Origin of the sequence: Arthrobacter sp. 18067 (genome assembly GCF_902706295.1) — a bacterium.
Lineage (GTDB): Bacteria > Actinomycetota > Actinomycetes > Actinomycetales > Micrococcaceae > Arthrobacter.
The window spans coordinates 1-25,935 of the sequence record NZ_CACSJJ010000021.1; the positions used below are offsets into that span (position 1 = coordinate 1).

Annotated in this window: 24 protein-coding genes and 1 riboswitch; of the genes, 14 read left to right on the plus strand and 10 right to left on the minus strand. The window is 62.7% G+C overall.

The features are described 5' to 3' along the window. On the minus strand, nt 1-630 hold a 630-nt coding region (locus GVL04_RS19025; RefSeq protein ID WP_159707430.1), incomplete at its 3' end, for an alcohol dehydrogenase catalytic domain-containing protein. Next, nucleotides 627-1,544 (minus strand): sulfurtransferase, encoded by a 918-nt coding sequence (locus tag GVL04_RS19030; protein ID WP_159707432.1) that lies wholly within the window; start codon nt 1,542-1,544, stop codon nt 627-629. The genes GVL04_RS19025 and GVL04_RS19030, both read right to left, overlap by 4 nt. A 71-nt stretch (nt 1,545-1,615) precedes the next feature. Here GVL04_RS19030 and GVL04_RS19035 point away from each other — a divergent pair, with 71 nt between their 5' ends. Further along, complete coding sequence (locus GVL04_RS19035; protein ID WP_159707434.1) at nt 1,616-2,698, plus strand: PLP-dependent cysteine synthase family protein; 1,083 nt, start codon at nt 1,616-1,618, stop codon at nt 2,696-2,698. Here GVL04_RS19035 and GVL04_RS19040 read toward each other — a convergent pair. Next, nucleotides 2,695-3,348: an MBL fold metallo-hydrolase gene (locus GVL04_RS19040; protein WP_159707436.1), complete on the minus strand. Its 654-nt coding sequence runs from the start codon at nt 3,346-3,348 to the stop codon at nt 2,695-2,697. The two genes, GVL04_RS19035 and GVL04_RS19040, sit on opposite strands and share 4 nt — an antisense overlap. A 94-nt stretch (nt 3,349-3,442) precedes the next feature. Between GVL04_RS19040 and GVL04_RS19045 the strand changes: the two genes are divergently transcribed. Beyond that, nucleotides 3,443-3,910: a Fur family transcriptional regulator gene (locus tag GVL04_RS19045; RefSeq protein WP_159707438.1), complete on the plus strand. Its 468-nt coding sequence runs from the start codon at nt 3,443-3,445 to the stop codon at nt 3,908-3,910. Here the strand turns inward: GVL04_RS19045 and GVL04_RS19050 are convergent. From GVL04_RS19050 to GVL04_RS19070, 5 genes are all read right to left on the minus strand, one after another. Continuing rightward, nucleotides 3,907-4,797, minus strand: a complete 891-nt coding sequence (locus tag GVL04_RS19050; protein WP_159707440.1) for a metal ABC transporter permease — start codon at nt 4,795-4,797, stop codon at nt 3,907-3,909. The two genes, GVL04_RS19045 and GVL04_RS19050, sit on opposite strands and share 4 nt — an antisense overlap. Then, complete coding sequence (locus GVL04_RS19055) at nt 4,798-5,613, minus strand: metal ABC transporter ATP-binding protein (protein ID WP_200846902.1); 816 nt, start codon at nt 5,611-5,613, stop codon at nt 4,798-4,800. A 150-nt stretch (nt 5,614-5,763) separates the two neighbouring features. After that, a complete protein-coding gene (locus tag GVL04_RS19060; RefSeq protein WP_159707442.1) occupies nt 5,764-6,765 on the minus strand; it encodes a metal ABC transporter solute-binding protein, Zn/Mn family in 1,002 nt (333 codons plus the stop codon). Nucleotides 6,766-6,884: 119 nt separating this feature from the next. Further along, nucleotides 6,885-7,955 carry a hemolysin family protein gene (locus GVL04_RS19065; RefSeq protein WP_159707444.1) on the minus strand — a complete coding sequence of 357 codons (1,071 nt, stop codon included), beginning with the start codon at nt 7,953-7,955 and terminating at the stop codon, nt 6,885-6,887. Beyond that, on the minus strand, nt 7,952-9,304 hold the full coding sequence (locus tag GVL04_RS19070; RefSeq protein WP_159707446.1) for a hemolysin family protein: 1,353 nt from the start codon (nt 9,302-9,304) through the stop codon (nt 7,952-7,954). Before GVL04_RS19070 ends, GVL04_RS19065 begins: the two co-directional genes overlap by 4 nt. Nucleotides 9,305-9,793: 489 nt before the next feature. Here GVL04_RS19070 and GVL04_RS19075 point away from each other — a divergent pair, with 489 nt between their 5' ends. The 5 genes from GVL04_RS19075 to GVL04_RS19095 all read left to right on the plus strand — a co-directional run bounded on the left by GVL04_RS19075 (nt 9,794) and on the right by GVL04_RS19095 (nt 17,145). After that, nucleotides 9,794-13,597 carry a multifunctional oxoglutarate decarboxylase/oxoglutarate dehydrogenase thiamine pyrophosphate-binding subunit/dihydrolipoyllysine-residue succinyltransferase subunit gene (locus tag GVL04_RS19075; RefSeq protein WP_159707448.1) on the plus strand — a complete coding sequence of 1,268 codons (3,804 nt, stop codon included), beginning with the start codon at nt 9,794-9,796 and terminating at the stop codon, nt 13,595-13,597. A gap of 139 nt (nt 13,598-13,736) precedes the next feature. Then, nucleotides 13,737-14,336, plus strand: coding sequence for a GDSL-type esterase/lipase family protein (locus tag GVL04_RS19080; protein WP_014922202.1), 600 nt, complete (start codon nt 13,737-13,739; stop codon nt 14,334-14,336). A gap of 2 nt (nt 14,337-14,338) precedes the next feature. Then, a complete protein-coding gene (locus GVL04_RS19085; RefSeq protein ID WP_159707450.1) occupies nt 14,339-15,610 on the plus strand; it encodes a serine hydrolase in 1,272 nt (423 codons plus the stop codon). An 81-nt stretch (nt 15,611-15,691) separates the two neighbouring features. Further along, a complete protein-coding gene (locus tag GVL04_RS19090; RefSeq protein WP_159707452.1) occupies nt 15,692-16,540 on the plus strand; it encodes a DUF4097 family beta strand repeat-containing protein in 849 nt (282 codons plus the stop codon). Next, the gene (locus GVL04_RS19095; protein WP_159707454.1) at nt 16,540-17,145 is read left to right on the plus strand and encodes a PadR family transcriptional regulator; all 606 of its coding nucleotides are present in this window, start codon (nt 16,540-16,542) and stop codon (nt 17,143-17,145) included. Before GVL04_RS19090 ends, GVL04_RS19095 begins: the two co-directional genes overlap by 1 nt. 275 nt (nt 17,146-17,420) lie before the next feature. Here the strand turns inward: GVL04_RS19095 and rsrA are convergent, their stop codons facing one another. Together rsrA and GVL04_RS19105 are read right to left on the minus strand one after the other, a co-directional pair. Continuing rightward, entirely contained in the window at nt 17,421-17,681 is a 261-nt protein-coding gene (gene rsrA / locus GVL04_RS19100) for a mycothiol system anti-sigma-R factor (protein ID WP_159707456.1), read from the minus strand. Beyond that, nucleotides 17,678-18,475, minus strand: coding sequence for a sigma-70 family RNA polymerase sigma factor (locus GVL04_RS19105; protein WP_159707458.1), 798 nt, complete (start codon nt 18,473-18,475; stop codon nt 17,678-17,680). Before GVL04_RS19105 ends, rsrA begins: the two co-directional genes overlap by 4 nt. A gap of 182 nt (nt 18,476-18,657) precedes the next feature. Between GVL04_RS19105 and GVL04_RS19110 the strand changes: the two genes are divergently transcribed. The 7 genes from GVL04_RS19110 (at nt 18,658) to GVL04_RS19140 (ending at nt 25,933) form a co-directional block, all read left to right on the plus strand. Further along, a complete protein-coding gene (locus GVL04_RS19110; protein WP_159707460.1) occupies nt 18,658-19,173 on the plus strand; it encodes a DoxX family membrane protein in 516 nt (171 codons plus the stop codon). Nucleotides 19,174-19,179: 6 nt separating this feature from the next. Continuing rightward, on the plus strand, nt 19,180-20,547 hold the full coding sequence (aroA, locus tag GVL04_RS19115) for a 3-phosphoshikimate 1-carboxyvinyltransferase (protein WP_200846903.1): 1,368 nt from the start codon (nt 19,180-19,182) through the stop codon (nt 20,545-20,547). Between the two features lie 2 nt (nt 20,548-20,549). Further along, on the plus strand, nt 20,550-21,665 hold the full coding sequence (locus GVL04_RS19120; protein ID WP_159707462.1) for a ribosome small subunit-dependent GTPase A: 1,116 nt from the start codon (nt 20,550-20,552) through the stop codon (nt 21,663-21,665). 54 nt (nt 21,666-21,719) lie between these two features. Then, a complete protein-coding gene (hisN, locus tag GVL04_RS19125) occupies nt 21,720-22,532 on the plus strand; it encodes a histidinol-phosphatase (RefSeq protein WP_159707464.1) in 813 nt (270 codons plus the stop codon). 185 nt (nt 22,533-22,717) lie between these two features. Further along, nucleotides 22,718-22,831, plus strand: a riboswitch (SAM riboswitch). Between the two features lie 32 nt (nt 22,832-22,863). Then, a complete protein-coding gene (locus GVL04_RS19130; protein ID WP_159707466.1) occupies nt 22,864-24,273 on the plus strand; it encodes an aminotransferase class V-fold PLP-dependent enzyme in 1,410 nt (469 codons plus the stop codon). A gap of 199 nt (nt 24,274-24,472) precedes the next feature. After that, nucleotides 24,473-25,210, plus strand: coding sequence for a class I SAM-dependent methyltransferase (locus GVL04_RS19135; protein ID WP_200846906.1), 738 nt, complete (start codon nt 24,473-24,475; stop codon nt 25,208-25,210). 9 nt (nt 25,211-25,219) lie between these two features. Next, the gene (locus tag GVL04_RS19140) at nt 25,220-25,933 is read left to right on the plus strand and encodes a metal-dependent transcriptional regulator (RefSeq protein WP_159707470.1); all 714 of its coding nucleotides are present in this window, start codon (nt 25,220-25,222) and stop codon (nt 25,931-25,933) included. The last annotated feature ends 2 nt before the right edge of the window (nt 25,934-25,935 follow it).

Consider the following 25,935-nt stretch of genomic DNA (forward strand, 5'->3'; position numbering starts at 1 on the left):
GACAGACCCCACAACGCCTACGGAGTCGCCTTCTTCGACGTCGAAGTACCGCAGCGGGGAGTAGGTAGTGATTCCTGCGCACAACAACGGCGCTGCCGCAGCGGGGTCGAGGGCTTCTGGAACGCGCAGCACGAAGCGCCTGTCAACCACTACCGACGTCGAATAGCCGCCTTGGGTGATGGCGTCACCGTGACGGGGGTCGGCGGCGCCGTACGTGCCGATGTTGCCCCGCTCGCAGTACTGCTCCAGGCCGTCGAGGCAGCTCTCGCATTCGCGGCAGGAGTCAACCATGCAGCCGACGCCCACCCGGTCACCCGGCGCAAAGTCCTCCACTGCGGTGCCCACGTGGGTTACCCGGCCAACTATCTCGTGTCCAGGGACAAGGGGGTAAGGAGGAATTCGCCACTCACCCCGCGTCGCGTGCACGTCGGAGTGGCACAGGCCGCAGAATTCAACGGCGATCTCGACGTCGTCCGCAGTAGGTGCACGGCGGGCGACGGTCAGGGGAACCAAACCGCTGTCGGGGGACGTGGCGCCGTACGCTGCAGCAAGGGTTGCCTCACTGGTTTCGCTGGTGTCCAGGGTAATGGGTTTAGCAAGGGGCGGGGGCACAGGGCGTCCGGGGGTCATGATCCGACGCTACTCCCGGCAGCTGTGCTTGTGCCACTTGCACCAGCGTGATCACGGGCACTCTCAGCGCCTTCCTCAATAGGATCGCTCCCAACCGCTACGGGATTCGCGGCGTTGTTGGACCATTGCGAGAAGGACCCTGGGAAGAGCGCCGCCCGGTACCCCGCAATCTCCAGAGCCGCGATCTCATGGCTCGCCGTCACTCCGGAACCGCAATACACCGCAATGTGGGCTGACTCATCCACGCCCAACTCCTCAAAGCGCCGCTTGAGCTCCTCGGCCGGCAAAAAGGTCCCGTCGCCCGTGACGTTTCCAGTGGTCGGTGCGCTCACAGCGCCCGGAATGTGTCCCGCCCGGGGATCTACCGGCTCCACCTCTCCCCGGTAGCGTTCTCCCGCCCGGGCATCGAACAACACACCACTGCTGTGCCACCGCGCCGCTTCCTGCTCGGTGATCGCCGGCATGTTGCCGTCGCCCAAGGAGACATTCCCGACGGCGGGAGTCACCTCGCCGGACTCCCCCGGGTACCCGTTCGCACGCCAGGCCGCCAGGCCGCCGTCGAGCAGGTAGACCGAGGTAACCCCGGCGTTGCGCAGCATCCACCAAACGCGTGCTGCGGCCATGCTGCCGCTGTTGTCGTACGCAACCACCGTGTCGCCGTCGTTGATTCCCCACTTTCGCGCGGCCTCCTGGAAGTGTTCCCGCGACGGCAACGGGTGCCGGCCACGCCCAGGCTGCGCGTGGTCTGCGAGCTCAGTGGGGAGGTCCACGAAAACTGCGCCGGGCAGGTGCCCGGCCAGGTATTCGCTATGCCCGTCAGTCCGTCCCAACACCCAGCGGACGTCCAGGAGCACAGTGCGCTCCCCGGATTGGAAGCGCTCGTGCAGTTGTGACGAACTGATCAGCGTGGACATAAGTTCTCCTTCATTCCGGCGGCATCTGTTCTGGTGCTGCCGCCGCCCGGATTCCAGCCTAGGCTTATCCAGTGAGCAATTCGTGCATTCAGGACAGAGCATGGGCCAGCGAGGCCATCCGCAAGATCGAGGCTGAGAACAACCGCTCGGCGGACACGCATCTTTACGCGGTTCCCCTCCCGGAACATTGGGGGGTCCAGCTGTATCTGAAGGACGAGTCGACCCATCGCTCGGGCAGCCTCAAGCACCGCCTTGCGCGATCGTTGTTCCTGTACGGCCTGGTCAACGGATGGATCACGGAGGGCACCACCATTGTGGAAGCTTCGAGCGGCAGTACTGCCGTGTCCGAGGCCTACTTTGCGCGGCTGATTGGTTTGCCCTTCATCGCCGTCATGACCAAAACCACCAGCCCCGAAAAGATCGCGCTGATTGAAGACTTCGGCGGCGCCTGCCTGTTGGTGGACCACGCTTCCGAGGTCTATGCCGTGGCCGAGGAGACCGCCACAACGTCCGGCGGCTACTACATGGATCAGTTCACGTATGCAGAACGCGCGACGGACTGGCGGGGCAACAACAACATCGCGGAGTCAATTTTCGACCAACTCGCCCTCGAAGAACACCCGATTCCCGACTGGATCGTGGTGGGCGCGGGCACCGGTGGCACCAGCGCAACCATCGGCCGCTACCTGAGATACAACCGCTACCCCACGCGCCTTGCCGTGGTGGACCCGGAAAACTCCGCCTTCTACCCCGCTTGGCGCGACGGTGACACCGCCGCAGCCACGGGCCTGCCATCGCGAATCGAGGGCATCGGCCGTCCAAGGTCTGAACCCAGCTTCGTGCCGGCGGTCATCGACCACATGATCCAAGTGCCCGACGCCGCGTCGGTTGCTGCCATGCGCCATCTCCGGAAGCTCACTGGCCTGCACGCAGGGCCCTCCACCGGGACCAACCTGTGGGGTGTCTGGCAGTTGGTGGCCGGGATGGTGGCTGAGGGGCGACAAGGCAGCATCGTTTCACTGATGTGCGACGGCGGCGACCGCTATGCAGGCAGTTATAACGACGTCGGTTGGCTGGCCGCCAAGGGACTGGACCCTTCACCCCACGAGGCAGTCCTGGAACGGTTCCACGACACAGGGGTTTGGACCGGCTAGACCTTTACTGAGTCGCGTGGGGCAAGGCGTTCATAGCTGGTCCCGTAGAGGGCGCCGATGCGGGTTACGTGGCCCTCTACGATGCCGCGTCCCAGCTCGTTGAGCAGGGCGTCATGGACAGGGAACGCCCTGGGAGCACGGACCGAGATGACGAAGTCCACGACTTCGCCCACTTTTGACCATGGAGCATGGATGGGCACCAAAAGTGTTTTGACGTCAATCCCATCCGGGACTACAAAAGAGTCCCCGGGGTGGAACACATTTTCGTCCACCAGGTAGCCGATGTTCGCCACCACCGGGATTTGCGCGTGGATTACAGCATGCTGGCCGCCAAACGTCCGCACGCTGAAACCTGCGGCTTGAAAGTCGGAACCCGGCTCGGCGACGTGCACCCGGGCCGCGACATCAGTGTCATCCCGCAGTGCTGCGGCAACACCGGCCGGGGCATGTACTTCAAGCGCCGTATTGCTCCGAAGCGCAGAGAGCAGGGCCGGGCGGTCAAGGTGGTCATTGTGCTCGTGGGTGACCAGGACGGCATCGGCCCCGGCCAACGCCTCCGCGGACTCTGAGAAGGTTCCGGGATCGATGACCAGGACCTTCCCGTCCTTCTCCAACCGGACGCATGCGTGGGTGTACTTGGTGAGCAGCATGTCCACAGCCTAGGACCACCGGCTGACAGTTTCCAAGCCTGCCCTGCTGGTAAAATTGGGGTTTGCCAGCATCCCCACGGAAGTGAGTCTTTCCATGCCACACGGCACCAATTCCGCCACGACCGGCCCTGCGGCGCCGGCCACCAGCGGTGTCAAGGAGCAGCGTGTCACCAAGCAACGCTTGGCCGTCAGCGCCGCACTGGACGAATTGGATGACTTCGTCAGCACGCAGGAGCTGTACCGGTTGCTGCAAAACAAGGGCATTTCCGTTTCGTTGGCTACGGCCTACCGTATTCTCCAGTCCCTGGCAGATGAAGGACTCATTGACGTCCTGCGCAACGGCGAAGGCGAAGCCGTCTACCGGCGCTGCGCCGTCACGGGACACCACCACCACTTGCTGTGCCGCAACTGCGGGAAGGCAGTCGAAGTGGAAGCACCCGCCGTCGAAACATGGGCTGCACGAACTGCTGCCGAACACGGTTTCACTGAGGTGGCGCACACCGTGGAAATCTTCGGGCTGTGCCCGGAATGCACGGCGAAGAAAGCAGCCGGCAAGCTCTAGTGAGCGCCTGCAGGCAAGTCCCGTGACACCCGGCCGTTGAGTCCCTTGTTGGTCCGGACCCGTCCAATTACCCGGCACACCACGTAGATCAGGAATGACAAGGTGGTGACGTAGGGGCTGATGGGGATCCGGCTGCCGAGGGCCAGCAGTATGCCTCCCACGGTGGCAGTCATCGCGAAGACCACGCTCAGCAGCACCACCAGGCGAGGCGACGTCGTCACGCGCAGCGCGGCAGCCGCAGGGGTGATAAGCAAAGCAAGTACAAGCAGCGCGCCGACGATCTGGATGGACAGCGCCACGCTGACACCCAGCAGCACCATGAATCCGATGGCCAGTCCCCGGACTGGAACGCCCCGGGCTTCGGCCATTTCGGGGTCTACGCTGGCGAAGCTCAGCGGCCGCCAGATAGCAGCCAACACCGCCATCACCACCACCGCTGTCCCGGCAAGAACCTGCAGTTGCACGGTGTCCACGGAAACGATCTGGCCCGTGAGCAGGCCGAACTTGTTGGCCGCGCGGCCCTCATAAAGCGCCAGGAAAAGGATCCCCAACCCCAGGCCGAACGGCATGATGACACCGATGATCGAGTTCTTGTCCCGCGCCCGGACGCCCATGAAGCCCAGCAGCACAGCCGCCGCCACGGACCCAATCAAGGAACCGAAGATGATGTCGGCGCCGACCAGCAACGCAAACGCCGCCCCGGCAAAGGACAATTCGGAGATGCCGTGGACTGCGAAGGCAAGGTCCCGCTTCATCACAAAGGTGCCAACCAACCCGCCCAGCAAACCCAGCACGGCTCCTGCCCAGATGGAATTCTGGACAAGCACCAGTAACTCGCCATAGTTCTCGAAGTTGAAAATGGTCTGCAGGATGTTGTCGGGATCCACTTAGAGTTCCTCCCCGGCGGTCGCGTGGGCATCGTCATGGAAGTGCGTGGTTGCGTCGGGCAGGCCGACGACGACGATCCTTCCGTTGGTGTGGATGACCTCCACATGGCTGTCGTAAAGCTCCGAAAGGACTTCCGTGGTCATGACTTCCTGCGGCGTCCCCACGCGGAACTGACCGCCGGCCAGATACAGGACGCGGTCAACGTAATCCATCACCGGGTTGATCTCGTGGGTCACGAAAACCACCGCGCTGTTGCGCTCATGGCACTGCTTGTTGATCAGCGAGCTCACGCCCTGCTGGTGGTGAAGGTCCAAGGAAAGGAGCGGTTCGTCGCACAGGAGTACTTGCGGCTCCGTGGCCAGCGCTTGGGCCACCCTGAGCCGTTGCTGCTCGCCACCGGACAGTTGTCCCACCGGCACCTTTGCGTAGTCCGACGCCCCCACCAACTCCAGTAACTCGTCGATCCGCTGGTTGACTTTCCCGCCGGAAAGCCGCATGCCCCAGCGATGCCCATCAATGCCAAGGCCCACCAGGTCCCGGGCGCGCAAAGGCGTATCCGGAGCGAACGACTTTTGCTGCGGGATGTAGCCGATGCGTTTACTGCCGCGCTCCACGGCGTGGCCACCGAGAGTCACTGATCCGGAATGCAGCTCCTGAAGTCCCAGGAGGACTTTCAGGAAGCTCGTCTTGCCACTGCCGTTCGGGCCAAGGACCGCGAAGAACTCTCCCGGATTAATGTCCAGATCGAGATCCCGCCAAAGCGTCCTCTTGCCGAACTGCAGGCTCGCTCCGCGGAGGCTCACTACCGGTGTCAAAAGTTGTCCTCAATCCACGCGCTCCGGGGAACGCATTCTGATGCCGCAGGTGTTCGCGGCTGGGGTGGTGGCAGCAAAAGGCCCCGCCGCCATCCCTGAATATCTTAGGACGCCGGCGGGGCCCTTCACCGCAATTGGATGCTGGTAACGCTACTTCTTCAATGCTGCAGTGACGGCTTCCACGTTATCCGTCATCCACTGGACGTAGTCCTTGCCGTCAGGCAGGGTTTCCGTGAAGTTCACCACCGGCACGCCGGCAGCTTCGGCGGCCCGCTTGACGGCTTCTGTCTGGGGCCCTTCGGTCTGTTCGTTGTACGCCAGGAACCGCACGGATTTGGCACTGACCAAGTCCGTGGTTTCCTTCAGTACAGAGGCTGGGACATCGGTTTCCTCTTCAATTGCAGCGCTGTATGCCTCGGGAGTCTTGTTCTCCAGGCCCGCCGTTTCCAGGAGATACAGCGGCACGGGCTCAGTGACCGCTACCGGCGCGTGCTCGTTGGCCGCTTTGACGGCGTCGAGTTTTCCAGAGAGGTCAGTGAGCTTGGCTTTGAACGCGTCGGCATTGGCTGTAAACGTCCCGGCCGATTCCGCATCCAGGCTGCCGAGCTTGGCAGCAACTGCGTCAGCCACCTTGCCCATGGTGTCCAGGCTGTACCAGACGTGCTCATTGAACTCACCGTGATTGTGCGCGTGGCCCTCTTCGCCATGGGCTTCCTCGCTGTGCCCTTCTTCTTCCGGAGCAAGACCGGAGATTTCTACTGCGCTGATCATGTTCTCGTGGCCCACCTTGGTTTCATCAGCAATCTTGTGGAGGAACTCGTCATAGCCTCCGCCGTTCTCCACTACGAGCTTTGCCTTGGAGATGACCAACTTGTCCTGGGCGGATGCCTCATACGAGTGCGGGTCCTGGCTCGTCTTGGTGATGATGGCGCTGACATTGACTTTGTCCCCACCGATTGCTTTTACAACGTCGCCATACACATTCGTGGAGGTGACCACCTCAATGGCACCCGACGCCGACGCATTGTTCGCCCCGGCATTTCCGGCACAAGAAGTAAGCAGGAGGGCGGCAATACCTGCGGAAGCGGCCATGGACAGGCGGGCGGCGGAACGACGCACGAGGACCTCGGATCTACTCAAAATGAGAATCAAACACAATTACTGGCAGGTTTCAGTGTAGCCCTAAATGGGAATGATTCCTATTTAGACGAGGCTGGCACCGGTCGGTTTCGATCGGTGCCAGCCTGTTCTGTCTTATCTACTGCACTCGTTTATTTCGTTTGTTGGTCTCCGTAGCGGCGGATGCCGGTCGCCTGCGTAGCGTCGCGGATCTCGCCAACCAACTGTTCAATGACGTCCTCAAGGAACAGGACACCCTGCGTTTCTCCGCCCGCGCCGATGACGCGGGCGAGGTGGGAGCCGGTGCGTTGCATGACGGACATTGCCTGCTCGATCTCGTCATCCGGCGCCAGGTTGGCCAGAGAGCGAATGCGCCCTTCGGCAATGGGATGCCTTCTGCCCTCATCCGGGATGGACAGGATGTCCTTCACGTGGAGGTAGCCGGCAAGTTCGCCGTCGTCGTCCACCATCGGGAAACGGGAGAATCCCGTGCGGCTGACCGCCTTTTCCAAGTCCACCGGTGTGGACGCCGTCTTTAGCACCACCAGCTTGTCCAGTGGAACCATGATGTGCGAGGCCGTGTGCTCCGAGAACTCCAAGGCACCGCTCAACAAGCCCGCTTCGTCGTCCACCAGGCCATGGCGTGTGGATTCCTGCACGATCGACTGCACCTCCTCCAGCGTGAACGACGAGGACACCTCATCCTTGGGCTCGATCTTCATCAGCCGCAGGATGTGGTTGGCCAGCCAGTTCAGCGTCCAGATGATCGGGTTCACCACGCGTGCAATGAACATCAACGGGGGTGCCAACAAAAGCGCAGCCTTGTCCGCCACGGAAACCGAGATGTTCTTGGGAACCATCTCGCCGAAGGTGACATGCAGGAACGTGACAAACAGCAGGGCAATCGCAAACGCGATGATGTCCGCAAGTTCAACCGGAACACCAACCAGTTCAAGAGGCTCAGCCAACAAATGGTGGATGGCAGGCTCGGCAACCTGAAGGATCAACAGGGAGCAAACGGTGATACCCAGCTGTGCACAGGCGAGCATCAGCGAAACGTTTTCCATGGCACGCAGTGTTGTCTGCGCCCGCTTGGACCCGGCTTCGGCCAATGGCTCGATCTGGCTGCGGCGTGCCGACATGACGGCAAACTCCGCACCCACGAAGAAGGCGTTGCCGATCAGGAGAACGACGAGCCATACGATTCCTACCCAGTCGCTCATACGGCACCCGCTTCATGGCGCGGCTTATCCGCATGCTCTGCTGTGGACTCGTCCATCTCCACATGATGGAAGCAGATTCTGTCAATCCTCCGGCCATCCATCCTGGTCACAGTGAGCGTCCCGCCCACTGTGTCCACGACGTCGCCCGTCTTCGCAATGCGGCCGAGCTGGCTCATGACGTAACCACCCACGGTTTCATAGGCAGACTCGTCAGGAACTGTGAGATTGGGGATCTGCTCCGATACTTCGTCCGGCCTGAGGAGCCCCGGGAAGTACCAGTCGCCGGACGCGCTCTGCAGCACTCCCGGACGGACCTTGTCGTGCTCGTCAGCGACTTCGCCGACAATCTCCTCCACCAGGTCTTCCAAAGTGGTGATGCCCGCGGTCCCGCCGTACTCGTCCAGCACGACAGCAAGTTGAAGATTGCCCTCACGCAGTTCAGACAGCAGCGCATCCAGATGGATGGTCTCAGGAACCTGGAGGACGTCGGTCATGATCGCTCCGGCCTCCAGCTTGGCCCGACGCTCCGCCGGGACCGCCACGGCCTTCTTGACGTGCACCACTCCGCGGATGTCGTCCGTGGAATCACCGATGACAGGGAACCGTGAATATCCGGTTCGCCGCGCGGCGTCGAGGATGTCAGCCACCGGCTGGTCGGCGTCGATCGTTTCCATGCGGATGCGTGGCGTCATGACGTCAGCCGCCGTGCGCCCGGAAAAGTTCAGGGTACGGGCCACGAAGTTGGCGGTACCGGCATCCAAGGTCCCCAGCTCAGCTGAACGCCTCACCAAGGAAGCAAGTTCAGCGGGGGTCCTTGCCCCGGAGATCTCCTCCTTGGCTTCCAGGCCGAACAGGTTCAACACCTTGTTCGAGAAACCATTCAGGACCACGATGGCCGGCTTGAAGACGGCCGTGAACATCAGCTGCGGACGTGCCAGTCGTTTCCCCAAAGGGAACGCCAGGGCAATGGCCATGTTCTTGGGAACCAGCTCACCCAGAAGCATCGACAGGAGCGTGGCGAATGCCATGGCCACAATCAGCGCGACCGAATGTGCCGCTTCCGTGGAAAGGCCCAGCAGGCCGAGCGGGCCCAAGAGCAACTGCCCCACCGATGGTTCCATCACAAACCCTGTCAGCAACGTGGTCAGGGTGATGCCCAACTGGCAGCTCGAGAGCTGGGTGGAGAGCGATTTGAGGCACTTCAGCAGCGGCGCGGCCGCGTGGTCGCCGTTGTCAACCGCACGCTGAACGCTCGCTTGGTCCAACGCAACAAGGGAAAACTCAACTGCTACAAAGAAGCCGGTGCCCAGGATCAAGGCAAAGCCGGCGAGAAGAAGAATCCATTCCACTTAGCGCATCACTCCATGAGTGGGCGCGTGCAATGGGGGGAAGGCCTGTGGCGCGGGAAGTCGCCCCGGCGGAGGCTGATCGGGCCCCGCGGACGCGTGGTCCGTGGAACCACCGGCTGTGAGCGCCGGCGCGTGATGGGCATGTGAACGGGTATTGCCGGCTCGACGGGCACGCTGCGCGGAGTTGCCAGATTGGCTCCCCCGACAGTTCCCAGGCCGGCACCTAGATTTACTGTCCATAAGGGTTCCAGTCTACAGTCCAGCGGCCGAGCGCCTCCAACGGCGGGCTTAACTCCGCGACAAAAAATAAGAGGTTCCCCACTAAGTCAGCCGCAACATGATTTAGGTCACCACTATTGGCAGTTAACCAACGATCCTAACTAGACTGTCAGGGGTCTGAGTTCGCGGGACCCGGACCCTGTCCCATTGTTGCGGAAAAGCAACCTTGGCCAGCGGGAAAACAACACTCATGGAAGAGGCGTATTTCAAGTGCCAGAGCAGCCCAGCCACCGTCTACCAGAGGAATTTGGCGGAAACGAGTGGCTCGTTGACGAACTGTACGAGCGGTACCAACAGGACAAGAATTCGGTCGACACCAAGTGGTGGCCGCTCTTTGAATCCTTTGCTTCTGCTGACGGCACTTCTTCCAACGGAACCTCCGCAGCTCCAGCAGCTGCCAATCCCCCTACCCAAGTACTTCCCGTGGTAGCTCCGGCTGCAGCGGCTCCGGCACCGGCGCCGGCCGCTCCTGCAGCGGCCCCCGCCGCGGAACCTGCTGCACCGGCGGCTCCCGCCCCGGCGAAGAAGGCACCGGCCACTGTTGCCCGGGACGGAGCAAAGAAGCCCGCTGCCGGCACCACTGCCCAGCCCATTCCTGCCCAGTTGCCCAAGAGCACCAAGGCCCCCACCGCGCCCGAGGAAGACGTCGTTTCCGTTCTCCGGGGTCCGGCCAAGGCCATCGCCACCAACATGGTGACCAGCTTGGAAGTACCTACCGCCACGAGCGTCCGGGCAGTTCCCGCCAAGCTGCTCATCGACAACCGGGTGGTCATCAACTCCAACCTTGCACGGGCCCGCGGTGGCAAGGTCTCCTTCACGCACCTCATCGGATACGCCGTTGTTCGCGCACTTTCCCAGTTCCCGTCGATGAACGTCTACTACGACGAAATCGATGGCAAGCCGAGCGCCGTGCAGCCGGCACACGTCAACTTTGGCATCGCGATTGACATGCCCAAGCCCGACGGCACCCGCCTCCTGATGGTTCCCAACATCAAGAAGGCGGAGACCATGGACTTCGCCGAGTTCTGGCACACCTACGAGGACCTCATCAAGCGTGCCCGCAACGGCAAGCTGACGGCAGATGACCACGCAGGCACCACCGTTTCGCTGACCAACCCCGGCGGTATCGGTACCGTTCACTCGGTGCCGCGCCTCTCCAAGGGGCAGGCTGCCATCATCGGCGTCGGCGCCCTTGACTACCCGGCAGAGTTCCAGGGTGCCAGCGAGAAGATCATTGCCCAGAACGCCATCAGCAAGATCCTCACCCTTACCTCCACCTACGATCACCGCGTGATCCAGGGTGCCGGCAGTGGTGAGTTCCTCAAGCTTGTCCACCAGCTCCTGCTCGGTGCTCAGAACTTCTACGATGAGATCTTCGAAGCCCTGCGTATCCCGTACGAGCCCGTCCGCTGGAGCCCGGACCTCCAGGTGGATCCTGCCGACGAGATCAATAAGGTTGCCCGCATCCAGCAGCTGATCCACTCCTACCGCGTGCGCGGCCACCTGATGGCGGATACCGATCCCCTGGAGTACGTGCAGCGCAAGCACCCCGACCTGGACGTGCTGACCTATGGCCTGACCCTGTGGGACTTGGACCGCGAATGGCCCACCGGCGGTTTCGGCGGCAAGCCGCAGCTCAAGTTCCGCGACATCCTCGGGGTTCTGCGTGACGCTTACTGCCGCACCACGGGCATCGAGTACATGCACATCCAGGAGCCAGCGGAACGCAAGTGGTTCCAGGACCAACTGGAGCACCCTTACTCCAAGCCGAGCCGTGAAGAACAGCTGCGCATTGTGTCCAAGCTCAACGCCGCGGAGGCTTTCGAGACGTTCCTGCAGACCAAGTTCGTCGGCCAGAAGCGATTCTCCCTCGAGGGCGGCGAGTCCCTGATTCCGCTGCTCGACGCCGTCATCTCGGACGCAGCCGACGACGGACTGGACGAGGTTGCCATCGGCATGGCACACCGCGGCCGCCTCAATGTGCTGACCAACATCGCCGGCAAGACCTACGCACAGGTCTTCCGCGAGTTCGAGGGCACCCAGGACCCGCGCTCCGTCCAGGGCTCGGGCGACGTCAAGTACCACCTCGGTACCGAAGGCACCTTCACCTCGGACAACGGCAAGCAGACCAAGGTCTACCTCGCCGCCAACCCGTCGCACCTGGAAGCTGTGGACTCCGTCCTTGAGGGCATCGTCCGCGCCAAGCAGGACCGGTTGGACCAGGGCGAGTCGTTCCCCGTCCTGCCAATCATGGTCCACGGTGACGCCGCGTTCGCCGGCCAGGGTGTCGTGGCTGAAACCCTCAACCTCTCGCAGCTGCGTGGCTACCGCACCGGCGGTACCATCCACGTGATCGTCAACAACCAGGTTGGCTTCACCACGGCGCCGTCGTCATCGCGTTCGTCCACGTACTCCACGGACGTTGCCAAGATGATCCAGGCCCCGGTGTTCCATGTGAACGGCGATGACCCTGAAGCCGTGGTGCGTGTTGCGCAGCTCGCCTACGAGTTCCGTCAGCGTTTCCACAAGGACGTCGTCATCGACATGGTCTGCTACCGCCGTCGCGGCCACAACGAAGGCGACGACCCCTCGATGACCCAGCCGCTCATGTACAACCTGATCGAAGCCAAGCGCTCCGTCCGCAAGTTGTACACCGAGTCGCTCATCGGCCGTGGCGACATCACCGAGGAAGAAGCAGAGCAACTGCTCCGCGACTACCAGGAACGCCTCGAGCGTGTCTTCGCTGAGACGCACGCAGCGCAGACCTCGCCGATCCCGATCATCACCGCGGATTCCGCGGCGGTCTCGGACATCGAGCGTCCCATCGCCCAGCAGGCCGACTTCGGGACCAACTCCCCCGCGTCCACCGCCATTTCCGCTGACACCCTTGCACGCATCGGCAAGGCGCACCTGGAAATTCCGGATGGCTTCACGGTCCACTCCAAGCTCAAGCAGCTCCTGGAAAAGCGCGAACAGATGTCCCGTGAAGGCGGCATCGACTGGGGCTTCGGCGAAATTGCAGCTTTCGGCTCGCTGATCATGGAAGGCGTACCTGTTCGTTTGGCTGGCCAGGACTCCCGCCGTGGCACGTTCGTGCAGCGTCACGCCGTGTTCCATGACCGCGCCAACGGCAACGAGTGGCTGCCGCTGGGCAACCTTTCTGATGACCAGGCCAAGCTGTGGATCTACGACTCCCTGCTGTCCGAATACGCAGCCATGGGCTTCGAATACGGCTACTCAGTGGAGCGCCCGGATGCCCTGGTCCTGTGGGAAGCCCAGTTCGGTGACTTCGTCAACGGCGCCCAGACCATCATTGATGAGTTCATTTCCTCGGCAGAACAGAAGTGGGGCCAGCGCTCCTCGCTGGTGCTCATGCTCCCGCACGGCTACGAAGGCCAGGGCCCGGACCACTCGTCGGCACGCATCGAGCGCTTCCTGCAGATGTGCGCCGAGGACAACATGATCGTGGCCAACCCCACCACCGCGGCCTCGCACTTCCACCTGTTGCGCCGCCAGGCCTACAGCCGTCCGCGCAAGCCGTTGATCATCTTCACGCCGAAGCAGCTGCTGCGCCTCAAGGGCGCCGCGTCCGCCGTCGAAGACTTCACCACGGGCGGCTTCCGGCCGGTCATTGCCGATCCGGAAGTACAGCCGGCAAACGTGGACCGGGTCATCCTGGTCTCGGGTCGCTTGTACTACGACCTCCTGTCCAACCGACAGAAGTCCGGCGATACCTCCACCGCGATTATCCGCGTGGAGCAGCTGTACCCGCTGCCCAAGGCTGAGATTGACGCCGAGCTGGCCAAGTACCCGAACGCTGACATCGTCTGGGCACAGGATGAGCCTGCCAACCAGGGTCCGTGGCCGTTCATGGGCCTGAACCTGGCACCGGAGCTTGACCGCAAGCTGCGCTTGGTCTCGCGCCCGGCTTCGGCCTCCACGGCTGCCGGTTCCATGAAGCGCCACGCCGCTGAGCAGGATGCCCTGATCAAGCAGGCATTCGAACGCAAGTAAAGCGAAACTGCCCGGCCTGAGGAGCGAATGCGCGCCTCAGGCCGGGCAGTTCTGTTTAATGGGACAGGTACCCGGTTCCAGAACCGGCCGATGATCCGGCAAACCGGGCAAGGTCCGTAACGAGTGTGAAGAGGTAACCGTGGAAGACAGGAAGCTGCGCATCGCGGCTGTAGGAGATGAACTGCTCGCGGGCCTGGGGGATCCCCGCGCATTGGGTTGGCTCGGACGAGTGCTGGCCCGCACGCCCCAGGACTCCGTCGTGGTGGAAAGCTTCCCGCTCCCCTGCCCCATGGAAGGCACAGAGGGCTTGGCCGCCCGCTGGCAGGACGAAGCCGGAAGGCGCTTCAGCGATACCCACGAGAACCGCCTGGTCATCGGCCTCTCTGGGCGGGACCTGGAGTTTGGCCTGTCCACGGCGCGCAGCCGCTTGAACCTGGCCAACATCCTCGACGGCGCCTCCCACAGCAGCGTGGAGGTCTTTGTGGTGGGCCCACCCCCCACCCTGGACCCGGCACGGAACAAACGCCTCGCTGAACTCAACACGGCCTTTGCCGATGTCACCACCAGACGGAACCACCATTACGTTGACACGTTCTCCCCCTTGCTCAATCATGAGCAGTGGAGGACGGACCTCGCAGCCAATGGGGGAACACCGGGCCAGGCAGGCTACGGATTGATTGCGTGGCTGGTCCTGCACCGCGGCTGGTTCCAGTGGCTTAATATCGCTCAACCGGAGTAGCCATGACGCGGAACATGCAGGTTTCTGTCAGAGCAACAGTCACAGCGGTCGTTGTTGCAGCAGTGGCAGCCACAGTTTCCTGCAGTTCCGGTCCTCCCGCTCCCGCCACTTCGTCCACGGCGCCTGCATCGTCCACACCGTCGTCGGCCACCACATCTTCCGCCGCGCTGCTCCCGTTCGACGCGGCCACTTTGCGTGCCGAATTCGAACGCACGGCAAAAGAACTCCTGGTCCCCGGTGCCGTGGTGCTGCTGCAGACTCCCGAAGGATCACTGACCGCGTCGTACGGCACGGGGACCCGCGGCGCTGACCGCCCGGTCTCTGCCCAGGACCACATACGGGTAGGTTCCGTCACCAAGACCTGGACCACCACAGTCATTCTGCAACTGGTGCAGGAAGGCAAGCTTTCTCTGGCCGATCCTGTGTCGAAGTACCGTCCCGACGTCCCCAACGGCGAGGCGATCACCTTGGAACAGATGCTGACCATGCGCAGCGGCCTGTTCAACTACACCGAGACCCTTGAACTCAACACGGCCATGGACCAGGATCCACAAAGAGTGTGGCAGCCCGAAGAACTCCTTGCCCTGGCCTTCGCCCATCCGCCGTACTTCGAGCCGGGCCAAGGCTTCCATTACTCCAACACGAACACGGTTCTCCTGGGGCTGATCGCCGAAAAGTCGGAAGGAAAGCCGCTCGGAACGCTGTTCAAGGAACGGATCTTCGAGCCACTCGGACTAAAGGGAACGGTCTTCCCCGAGGTTTCGTCCAACGCGATTCCGGAGCCCCATCCCCAAGGCTATTTCTACGGGGACAACGTCCTGACCATGACCAATCCGGCCCTTCCCGAGGACATGCAGAAGGAAGCAACGGCCGGCACTCTGGCGCCAAGCGATGTCACCGACGTCAATCCATCGTGGGCTTGGGCCGCGGGGTCGGGCATATCTACAGCCGAGGACCTTAAGGTTTTGGGTGAGGCCCTGGTCAACGGCAAACTTCTTAAACCGGAACTGCAGCAGAAGCGGCTTGAAAGCGTCACGCCTACCAACCCGGACAACCCAGCCGGCGCTTCCTATGGTTTGGGAATTGCAAAGTTCGGTAACTTGTACGGGCACACCGGCGAGTTGCCGGGCTTCAATACCTTCATGGGTCAAGACCCCGTCAATTCAGTGTCGTTGGTTGTGTGGACCAATCTGGCGCCCGCTGCCGACGGCCGGGACCCTGCGACCACCATTGCACGCACGCTGATCGGAAAGTTGTACCGCCCGGCTGCCTGATTTTCCACAGACCCTTGCCCCCGAAAGATTCGCGATATATCGTGAATTCATCAACGCGATATATCGCAATCCGGAGGGATCATGTCTGACGAACTATGGACCGTAACGGGTCCGCAAACCATTGATGTGGACGATGTCCGCTCTCTCAGGCTGGGGATCGTCAAGGGCCGCTTTGATGTCATGACCCATGACGAACCATTCGTCCGCATCGAAGTCAGCGAGATCACCGGCGACCCGCTGACGGTGACGCTGGTGGACGGACGCCTGGAAGTGCGCCATCAGCTGCAAGGGCCGCAGGGTTGGTTCCGCAACCTGATGGGGACCGTCAACAACACCAGCACCAACTCGGTGGTGGTGGGGATCGCCCTTCCGCCCGGCATCGACGTCGAAGCGGGAACGGTCAGCGGCGACGGCATGGTCTCCGGGATCAGTGGACGGACGCGACTGAACACCGTCTCCGGCTCTGTCTTGGCGGACGGCACCAGTGGCGAACTGCACGTGAACACCGTCAGCGGGGAGGTCATCGCCAGGAACCACGACGGCGTCCTGACCGCCAAGAGCGTGTCAGGCGAGGTGACCGCTTCGGGAAAGTTCAAGAACATCCGGGCCAACACCGTTAGTGGCGACCTCAGCTTCGATCTCCAGGACTACACCAACGACCTCGGGGCCAACTCCGTTTCCGGCGACCTGACCATCCGGCTGCCCCATGATGTCGGCCTTGACATCGTGGCAAAATCAGCCAGCGGGACCGTGGTCATCGACGATCAGATGTATGCCCAGCCCGGCAGCAACGTGCACACGATCGTCGGCCCGGACGAACGGCTCATGGTGGTGCGCACCAATACAGTCTCCGGCAAGACGTACATCATGCACGGGTCGGCGCCGGCAGCGGACAACAACCACCACGTCCCCGGCGAAGCGGGCCTCTGATGCCTCCGGTCTTCGCCCATGGAGCCTTGCGCCTGTATCTTCTGGCACTGCTCGAGACTGGCCCCAAACACGGATACGAACTGATTAAGGCCCTCGGCGACCGCTTCGGCGGTACGTATTCGCCCAGCGCGGGAACCATCTATCCGCGTCTGGGCAAGCTGGAAGAAGAAGGCCTCGTCGCAACTGAGACTGAGGGCCGCCGCACCAAATACTTCATCACCGATGCGGGCCGCGCCGAACTTGATGGGCGGCGCGAGGAATTGGCTGACGTAGAAGACACCATCTCGGCCTCGGTCAGGAGGCTCGCGGACAACCTGCGGGACGACATCCGGACCAACATGCGTGGCCTGCGGGCAGACCTGGCGGCCACCGCGGAAGCGGCGCGCACCAGCGCGACTTTCCGAAGCCGTACCGCGGGCTACACTCCAGATGGCCAGCGCATGCTGAAGGAGGCCGAGTTGATGGTTCAGGCTTTCAGGGACGATATCCGCATCGAGCTGCGCCAACACGGCGCCTCGCATCCGTTGACGCCCGTGGCACTTGAAACCGTGCGCACCGTGTTGGACCAGGCCCGTATCTCCATTCGGAATTCGTTGCGGAATTGACCTCTTTCCGGATCTGGCCTGTTCACCACCGCGCCCGGTTCGCGACGCGGCACCCGGATGTGCGAAACTGGAGGGCAGCTCTATTGAGTATCAATCATTGAAGGAGGCCAGCTATGAGCAAGCGTGCACGTAAGCGTCGTGACCGTAAGCGCGGCGGCGCGAACCACGGCAAGCGTCCCAACACCTAAGCCAGCGGCTTAGTGTCACAGGCTTAAGAGCGAGGGCCCCGGAAACCATGCGGTTTCCGGGGCCCTTGGCGTTGTGGCCGGCTCTGATCAGGCCTCTACCGGCTTGATGGAGTGGATCCTGTCAAGAATCGAGTTCTTCAGGTTCTCCGGTGCCGATTCGGTGCACGAGCGCTTGACCATGGTGCGGATAAGGCACTCGAGGTCATACTGCTCAGAGCATTCCTCGCAGGTGTCCAAGTGCTGCTTGATCTCAGTGAGGTCCTCGCGGGTCAAAGCGCCGTCGAGGTACTCGTAGATCCGCTGCATTCGCGTATCGTCGCAATCGCCCAATCCCTGGCAGTCGCTCATTTCTCTTTCTCCTGATTGTTGCTTCCGGCCGCGGCCTGATCTTCGGTATGGGCCCTGAAGCCCCGTTCGGTGGCGTAGTCCGCCAGCATGTCCCGCAGCATCTTCCTGCCGCGGTGCAACCGTGACATGACCGTGCCAATGGGGGTGTTCATAATTTCTGAGATTTGCTTGTACGCGTAGCCCTCGACGTCTGCGAAGTAGACAGCCAGACGGAATTCTTCCGGGATCGACTGCAACGCGTTCTTGACGTCGGAGTCCGGAAGGTGGTCCAGCGCTTCAGTTTCGGCGGACCTCAAGCCTGCCGACGTGTGCGATTCCGCCTTGGCCAACTGCCAATCCTCGATCGTGTCCGAGTTGGACTGCAACGGCTCGCGCTGACGCTTCCGGTAGAGATTGATATAGGTGTTGGTCAGGATGCGGTAAAGCCACGCCTTAAGGTTGGTTCCCGGCTTGTACTGATGGAAAGCCGAGAAAGCCTTGGTGTAGGCCTCCTGAACCAGGTCCTCGGCGTCCGAGGGGTTCCGGGCCATCCTCATGGCAGCCGAATACAACTGGTCCACGTACTGCATGGCGTCGCGTTCGAAGCGCTCCCGCCGCTGTTCGGTAGTCTCCGTGGCAAGGTCGACGTCGGTCGCGGCCACTGCGTCGTCATTCGCGCCGGCTGCCTGGTCCATGGCCGCTGCGGCCGGTTCCGTGGTGCTCATCGTTGCCAAGTCTACTGTCAGCTGCCGGGATTCCGGCTGCGTACCGTACCCGAGCTCCGGTAGAACCACGCGGTCCTTAACCAAAGTCAAAAAAACCAACTCCGTTCACCAAGGCGGCAACACCCTGCCGCAGTCCGGTCTCCACCGCACCACTAGTTCACAACGGCCGCCGCTGGGTAATTATTCCGCAAAGGTGCAAGACTAGAGCAGACTGCACCCTTTGAACACAACACTCATTGACATCGTGTGGCAAGCCATCCAGGAGGCAAGACATGTCCGTTATCCGTTTTCTCGCCCGTCCCATGCTCGCGTCCAGTTTCGTCGTCGCAGGTCTGGACAAGCTCAGGAACGCGGACGACACCGCCAAGCAGCTCTCCCCCGTTCTTCGACGCGCATCGGAATCCCTTCCCTTCAAGGCCGATGAGAAGACCCTCGCGCGTCTCATCGGTGGAGCCCAGCTGGGAGCCGGAGCATTGCTTGGGCTGGGCAAGCTCTCCCGTTTCGCCGCCACTGTGCTGGCTGTGACGTCGGCCTTGAACTCCTACGTCGAATGGCGTTCGGCCGATATCAGCACCAAGGAGGGCCGGCGGGCCCGCAAGGCACAGCTGTTGAAGAACATTTCCCTGACGGGCGGGGTCCTTCTTGCCTCGGTTGATACCGACGGACGTCCGAGCATCGCCTGGCGCGCAGAACACTTGGCCGCCGATGCCAAAAAGGTGACGGGCAAGCAGATTAAGCGGGCAGACAAAGCAGTACGCAAGGCCGTAGACAACGCAGTTGGAGCATAAGGAAGCATGACAGGTACCACCGCCGCAAACACCGGATCAACCGAAGCCGCCGCGCTGCCACTCTGGCCGGCCCCGTACGCCAAGGGGCCAGTGGACGCCACGGTGACGGTGCCTGGTTCAAAGTCGCTGACCAACCGGTTCCTGGTGTTGGCGGCTTTGGCGGATGGCCCCTCGCGGTTGCGCGCTCCCCTGCATTCCCGTGACTCCGCACTCATGATCCAGGCCCTGCGGCACTTGGGCGCCTCCGTTACCGAGGTCCCCGGTGACGGCGACTACGGTCCTGACCTTGAGATTACGCCCATGGATCCCGCAGCCTCGGGCTCAGAAACGGCCATCGACTGCGGCCTGGCCGGAACCGTCATGCGTTTCGTGCCTCCGCTCGCGGCGTTGCGCAACGGCCCCACCGTCTTCGACGGAGATCCACACGCCCGCAACCGGCCAATGGGAACCATCATCGAGGCGTTGATCGCGCTCGGCGTTCCCGTGGCAGCGGATGGCGGCAGGACGCCGTCGGCCCTTCCGTTCACAGTGGACGGCACCGGCGAGGTTCGCGGCGGCCACTTGGTGATCGACGCCAGCGCCTCATCGCAGTTTGTGTCTGCCTTGCTGCTGGTGGGCGCACGGTTCACCGAGGGGCTTCACTTGGAGCACGTCGGCAAGCCGGTACCCAGCCTCGACCACATCACCATGACCGTGGAAGTCCTCCGCAGCGTGGGAGTCACTGTGGACGATTCCGTGCCCAACCACTGGCGGGTCTCCCCCGGATCCATCAAGGCCTTTGACCAACGGATCGAACAGGATCTTTCAAATGCGGGGCCGTTCCTGGCCGCAGCATTGGCCACGCAGGGAACCGTCCGCATCCCCAACTGGCCGGCTGGCACCACCCAGGTCGGCGATATGTGGAGGACAATCCTCGCCACCATGGGGGCCAATGTCACTCTGGCGGACGGGACCCTGACCGTGACCGGCGGGCCGGCGATCCTGGGCGCTGATTTCGACGAAACCAGCGAGCTCGCTCCCACTGTTGCTGCCTTGTGCGCTCTTGCCGCCAGCCCATCGAAGCTGACCGGCATTGCCCATCTCCGTGGCCACGAAACTGACCGGCTTGCAGCTCTTGTTGCCGAAATCAATCGCCTTGGTGGAGACTCCGAAGAAACCGCCGATGGGTTGGTCATCCGCCCGGCCTCGCTGCACTCAGGAGTGGTCCACAGCTACGCCGACCACCGCATGGCCACTGCCGGCGCCATCCTCGGCCTCGCGGTCGAAGGAGTCCAGGTGGAAGATATCGCCACGACGTCAAAGACCATGCCCGAGTTCCCCGAAATCTGGGCACGTATGCTTGAATCCGCCGGCGCCGACGAGGCCAGCAACTGACCATGGGCCGCGATGCACGCTCCTGGGACGAATCCGACGTCCGGATCCGACCCAATAAAAAAGGTTCCAGGCCGCGGACCAAGGACAGGCCCAGTCACGACGACGCCGTTATCGGCCGGATCATCACCGTGGACCGCGGACGCTACAGGGCGATTGTGGACGAGGATTCCGCGAACGCACGCGTCGTCATCGCCGCGCGCGCCCGCGAACTGCGGCGAAACCCGGTAGTACCCGGGGACTTCGTCGCCTTGGTCGGGGACGTCTCCGGCTCGCCGGACACGCTGGCGAGGCTGGTCCGCGTTGAAGAGCGCCGGACGCTGCTGCGTCGCAGTGCCGACGACACGGACCCCATCGAACGGGTGGTAGTGGCAAACGCCCACCAGTTGGTCATTGTTGTTGCAGCCGCCAACCCTGAACCGCGCACCGGATTCATAGACCGCGCCTTGGTGGCAGCCTACGACGCCGGCATTGAGCCGTTGCTGCTCATCACCAAAGCGGACGTCAAGGATCCGGCGGAATTGCTTGCCAACTACCTCAGCCTGGACTTCCCGGTGATCATCAGCCGCACGGCTGACTCCGAAGCAGGTGGCATCGACGCCCGCTCCGATGACGGCCTGTCCGCACGGCTGAACAAGGACGCCGTGGCCCAGCTGCGCTCCCACCTCGGCGGCAAGGTGACCGTCATGCTCGGCCACTCCGGCGTCGGCAAATCCACCATGGTCAATGCCTTGACGGGAGCGGAGCGTGCCACCGGAGGCGTCAATGCCGTGACGGGCCGTGGACGGCATACGTCCTCCTCCGCTTTGGCCCTGAAACTCGCCAACGCGCCGGCCGGCAGCTGGATCATCGACACCCCCGGCATCCGTTCCTTTGGCCTCGCCCATGTGGATCCGGACCGGATCCTGCACTCGTTCCCGGATCTTGAGCCCGGAACGGAAGCCTGTGAGCGGGGCTGCAAGCACGACGCCACTGCCATCAACTGCGGGCTGGATCCGTGGGTGAACGACGGCCACGCAGGACCGTCAGGGGTAGCGCGGTTGGCCTCGTTGCGCCGTTTGCTCGGTGCCGACCCCCGGTTGGAAGCAAAAGAGACCAAGGAACTGGGCACAGTCAACTGATCGTTGCGGCTTCGCGTCCCCGCTGCAGCGTGCGTTTCAGGATAGTTTGGTGGCATGACCCATCCCGTTTCCACCTACAACGATGACCTGCGCCTTGCCCACGTCCTCGCTGATTCAGTCGATGCCCAGACCATGGACCGCTTCAAGGCTCTGGACCTGAAGATCGAAACCAAGCCAGACCTCACACCTGTCACCGACGCAGACAAAGCAGCGGAGGAGGCCATCCGGGGTCAGCTCTCCCGTTCCCGTCCCCGGGATGCTGTCCTTGGCGAGGAGTTTGGCAGCAGCGGACACGGCTCACGGCGTTGGATCATTGATCCCATCGATGGGACCAAGAACTTCGTCCGGGGCGTGCCGGTGTGGGCAACATTGATCGCACTGGTTGATGAGGGGGAACCGGTGGTCGGCGTCGTCAGCGCACCTGCATTGGGCAAGCGCTGGTGGGCGGCCAAGGACATGGGCGCCTACATGGGCCGCTCACTGGCATCCGCTACGCGCCTGAAGGTCTCGAACGTTTCCCGCTTGGCCGACGCCTCGATGTCGTATTCAAGCCTGTCCGGATGGAAGCAGCGAGGCAACCTCGACGAGTTCATGGGGCTCACCGAAGACATCTGGCGAACCCGCGCCTACGGTGACTTCTGGTCCTACTGCCTGGTGGCTGAAGGCGCCGTGGACATCGCCTGCGAGCCTGAGCTGAACCTTTACGACATGGCAGCACTCGTCCCGATCGTCACTGAAGCCGGTGGCCGCTTTACTTCCTTGGAAGGCGAAGACGGCCCCTTCGGCGGCAACGCCCTGGCCACCAACTCGATCCTGCACTCTGAGGTCCTCAAACGGCTCAACCCTGGACTGGACGACCTCCTCTGAGGCACTGTTCCGGACTGGCGCCGTGGCGTCGGTTTTCCGAATTTTCGACGGCGGATGCCCTCTTTTGGGGGTGTCCGCCGTTTTTTCTTCGCCGAATCTCCTCATTCTGCCACCGACGTAACAAAGCGCTTAACAATACGGATCGGCTTTGGACTGGTCCCGGGAGGTGGCCTAACCTTTTTACAGGTCACGAGTGCCAGCGCTAAACCCCGGTTTGCTGGCCGGCAACCCTCCATTCGCGGTGGGGTGCCCCGGGTGACGACCCGGCCGGTCCGGAACGGATGCGGCAAGCGCGGATCCCCCTATGGGGGTCCCTCCTGAGTGAGGTCCCATGAGCACTGTCACATTCGACTCAAACATCATTCCGTCCTTCGCTGAAGAAACCCCGGCGCAGGCAGCCGCAGCGTCGAGGCCGCTCGCCGCAGTTACAGGTGCAGAATTGCAGGCTCCGCTGATCCAAGGTGGGCACGTCCGCTACGCCAATCTCGACTACGGAGCATCGGCACCAGCGCTGACCATCGTTTCGGCCTACCTCAACGAAGTCCTGCCGTATTACGCCAGCGTTCATCGCGGCGCGGGCTATGCCTCCCAAATCAGCACGTCCGTGTACGAGAATTCGCGGAACATCGTCCGCGAATTCGTCGGCGGACGCCCCGATGATTCCGTGATTTTCACCCGGAACACCACGGACTCCTTGAACCTCCTCGCGGGATGCCTCCCGCAGGTCGATGGCCTGCCGACGGGCGAAGTCCTGTACTTGGACATCGAACACCACGCCAACCTGCTTCCCTGGCAGGGAGTACCGCACCGCAGCGTTGTAGCAGCCTCGACATTGGCCGCGACACTGGACAAGCTCCGCGCGGAATTGGCCCAGGGCGGCGTAAGCCTGCTTGCCGTGACAGGCGCCTCGAACGTCACTGGCGAAATCCTTCCCATCGCCCAACTCGCTTCCGTCGCCCACGAATACGGCGCCCGTATCGTGGTGGACGCGGCCCAGCTCGCACCGCACCGGCGGGTCAACATCACCGAGGCAGACGTCGACTACATCGTCTTCTCCGGACACAAGCTGTACGCACCGTTCGGCGCTGGCGTCGTGGTTGGTCGCCCGGATTGGCTCGACGCCGGAACTCCGCACCTGGCCGGTGGCGGCGCCGTCCGTGAAGCCCGCCTGGACTCCGTCAGCTGGGCAACCGGTCCTGCCCGCCACGAAGGCGGCTCGCCCAACGTCCTGGGTGCCGCAACCCTCGCCCGCGCCACGCAAGTCCTCGCCGGACTGGACCAGGAGGCTTGGCACGCCCATGAAGCCGCCATCCGCTCCTACCTGGTGGACGGCCTGGAGGCCATCGACGGCGTGACGGTCCACCGGATCTTCAGCGACTCCGAAGACACCATTGGCGTCGTCAATTTCTCCGTGGAAGGATTCGACGCCGGGTTGGTCGCCGCCTACCTGGCGGCCGAGCACGGCGTTGGTCTCCGGGACGGACGCTTCTGCGCCCACCCCCTGCTCAAGCGGCTCGGCCTGCCCTCAGGCTCCTTGCGTGCCAGCTTCGGCGTCGGCTCCCGGTTGGAGGACGCCACGAGGCTGCTTGCAGGCATCGAAGAGCTCAAGCGCAACGGGCTGGGTTGGGACTACGTGGTGGACGAGGGCCGCTGGGTACCTGCCAATGACCACCGAACCTATCCGGAGTGGGCTCCCAACACACCCGGCACTGCAGGCGCTGCTCCCTGCACGGTGGACTAATACGCGACTGTGGACCGCGCGTGCGGCTAAACCTCGCGGGCCAGGCTTTCACTGCTGCGGTAAATTCGTAGGGTATATTTTGGCGACCCTGTGAAGGAGTCTTTGCGTGGCATTGCGTTCTCCGGCTGCATCAAGCGGACAGCCCGGCATTCCCGGACCCGCTGGACCGCGCGGTCCGAAACTCCAAGCCACACGTCGGATGGAACTCGGCCAGAGCTTTCAAGACGGCGGTGAGCGCTATGATCGCGTGCGGCCCGGCTATCCCGCAGACTCTTTGAGGTGGCTCCTTCCCGACACGGCAGAGACAGCTGCAGACATTGGAGCAGGTACTGGAAAGTTCACTGCCCTCCTCCTCGAACGCGGACTTGAGGTGGCCGCCGTCGATCCTTCCACTGACATGCTGGAGCAACTGCGGAAGAGCTATCCGCAAGTAAGGGCATTGGAGGGTACGGCCGAGGCAACTGGACTGGCGGACTCAGCATTCGACGTCGTCAGCGTTGCCCAGGCCTGGCACTGGTGCGACCCCCTCATCGCCAGCACCGAAATCTCCAGGATCCTGCGGCCGCAGGGAATCCTGGGACTGATCTGGAACCAGTTGGATACGTCGGTTCCGTGGGTCCACAGGCTTTCGCGCATCATGCATGCCGGCGATGTCCACAAGCCCGGCTTCCGGCCTGTCATCGGTCCGGAGTTCGCCGGGCTGGAGAGCCACCTCACGGTGTGGGAGGACTCCATGACGCCGGAAGAGATCATGGAGCTGAGCAAGTCGCGCAGCTACTACCTGCGGGCCAACCAAGCAACGCGGGCCAAAGTCATGGGAAACCTCGAGTGGTACCTGTACGACCACCTCGCTCACGCGCCAGGTGGGATCGTCCAGTTGCCCTACGTGACGCAAACCTGGCGGGCGCTCAAGGTTCCCCCCGCCCCGCCACGGTAGGCTTGGGTTGTGAAGACCAGTACGCCCTCCTCCTCGATCGAGGACTACGTCAAGGTCATCTACTCCTACACGGAGTGGCAAGACAAACCGATTACGTCCTCCCAGCTTGCCCAGCGCCTGGGTGTGGCCAACTCGTCGGTGTCTGAGATGGTCCGCAAGCTCAAGGACCAAGGCTTGGTGGACCACCAGCCCTACAGCGCCATCAGGTTGACTCCCGAGGGCATGCGCCTTGCCCTGTCCATGGTCCGGCGGCACCGCCTTATTGAGACGTATTTGGTGGAAGAACTCGGGTACAGCTGGGACGAGGTCCACGATGAAGCCGAGATGCTGGAGCACGCGGTGTCAGATACCTTCATCGAGCGCATGTCTGCCAAACTTGGCCATCCCACCAGGGACCCCCACGGCGATCCCATTCCTTCGGCAGATGGCTCGGTTGAATTGCCGCACGCCTACCGCATGATCGAACTGGACCAGGGTCACTCCGGCCGTATCACGCGGATCAGCGATGAGAACCCCGATCTCCTCAGGTACCTGGCAGCGGAAGAAATTGCCTTGGACGCTCCGGTTGAAGTCGTCGGACGCAAACCGTTCGGTGGGGCACTGGTGGTCCGGATCGGAACCGGAGCCCAAGGCCGCGAGTTCGATCTCGCCGACGAAGTGACCTCTGCCCTTTGGGTTCAGAGCGCTGAAGCCCACGAAGGTTGCGTCCTACCCTCCCACTGACC

What these genes read in the sequence shown, in the direction of transcription:
- GVL04_RS19090 (WP_159707452.1), top strand. Translation starts at nt 15,692, where the DNA reads ATGTCTGACGAACTATGGACCGTAACGGGTCCGCAAACCATTGATGTG.
- GVL04_RS19135 (WP_200846906.1), top strand. Translation starts at nt 24,473, where the DNA reads ATGGAACTCGGCCAGAGCTTTCAAGACGGCGGTGAGCGCTATGATCGC.
- GVL04_RS19110 (WP_159707460.1), top strand. Translation starts at nt 18,658, where the DNA reads ATGTCCGTTATCCGTTTTCTCGCCCGTCCCATGCTCGCGTCCAGTTTC.
- aroA (WP_200846903.1), top strand. Translation starts at nt 19,180, where the DNA reads ATGACAGGTACCACCGCCGCAAACACCGGATCAACCGAAGCCGCCGCG.
- GVL04_RS19065 (WP_159707444.1), bottom strand. Translation starts at nt 7,955, where the DNA reads ATGAGCGACTGGGTAGGAATCGTATGGCTCGTCGTTCTCCTGATCGGC.
- GVL04_RS19130 (WP_159707466.1), top strand. Translation starts at nt 22,864, where the DNA reads ATGAGCACTGTCACATTCGACTCAAACATCATTCCGTCCTTCGCTGAA.
- GVL04_RS19040 (WP_159707436.1), bottom strand. Translation starts at nt 3,348, where the DNA reads ATGCTGCTCACCAAGTACACCCACGCATGCGTCCGGTTGGAGAAGGAC.
- rsrA (WP_159707456.1), bottom strand. Translation starts at nt 17,681, where the DNA reads ATGAGCGACTGCCAGGGATTGGGCGATTGCGACGATACGCGAATGCAG.
- GVL04_RS19030 (WP_159707432.1), bottom strand. Translation starts at nt 1,544, where the DNA reads ATGTCCACGCTGATCAGTTCGTCACAACTGCACGAGCGCTTCCAATCC.
- GVL04_RS19120 (WP_159707462.1), top strand. Translation starts at nt 20,550, where the DNA reads ATGGGCCGCGATGCACGCTCCTGGGACGAATCCGACGTCCGGATCCGA.
- GVL04_RS19045 (WP_159707438.1), top strand. Translation starts at nt 3,443, where the DNA reads ATGCCACACGGCACCAATTCCGCCACGACCGGCCCTGCGGCGCCGGCC.
- GVL04_RS19095 (WP_159707454.1), top strand. Translation starts at nt 16,540, where the DNA reads ATGCCTCCGGTCTTCGCCCATGGAGCCTTGCGCCTGTATCTTCTGGCA.
- GVL04_RS19085 (WP_159707450.1), top strand. Translation starts at nt 14,339, where the DNA reads ATGACGCGGAACATGCAGGTTTCTGTCAGAGCAACAGTCACAGCGGTC.
- hisN (WP_159707464.1), top strand. Translation starts at nt 21,720, where the DNA reads ATGACCCATCCCGTTTCCACCTACAACGATGACCTGCGCCTTGCCCAC.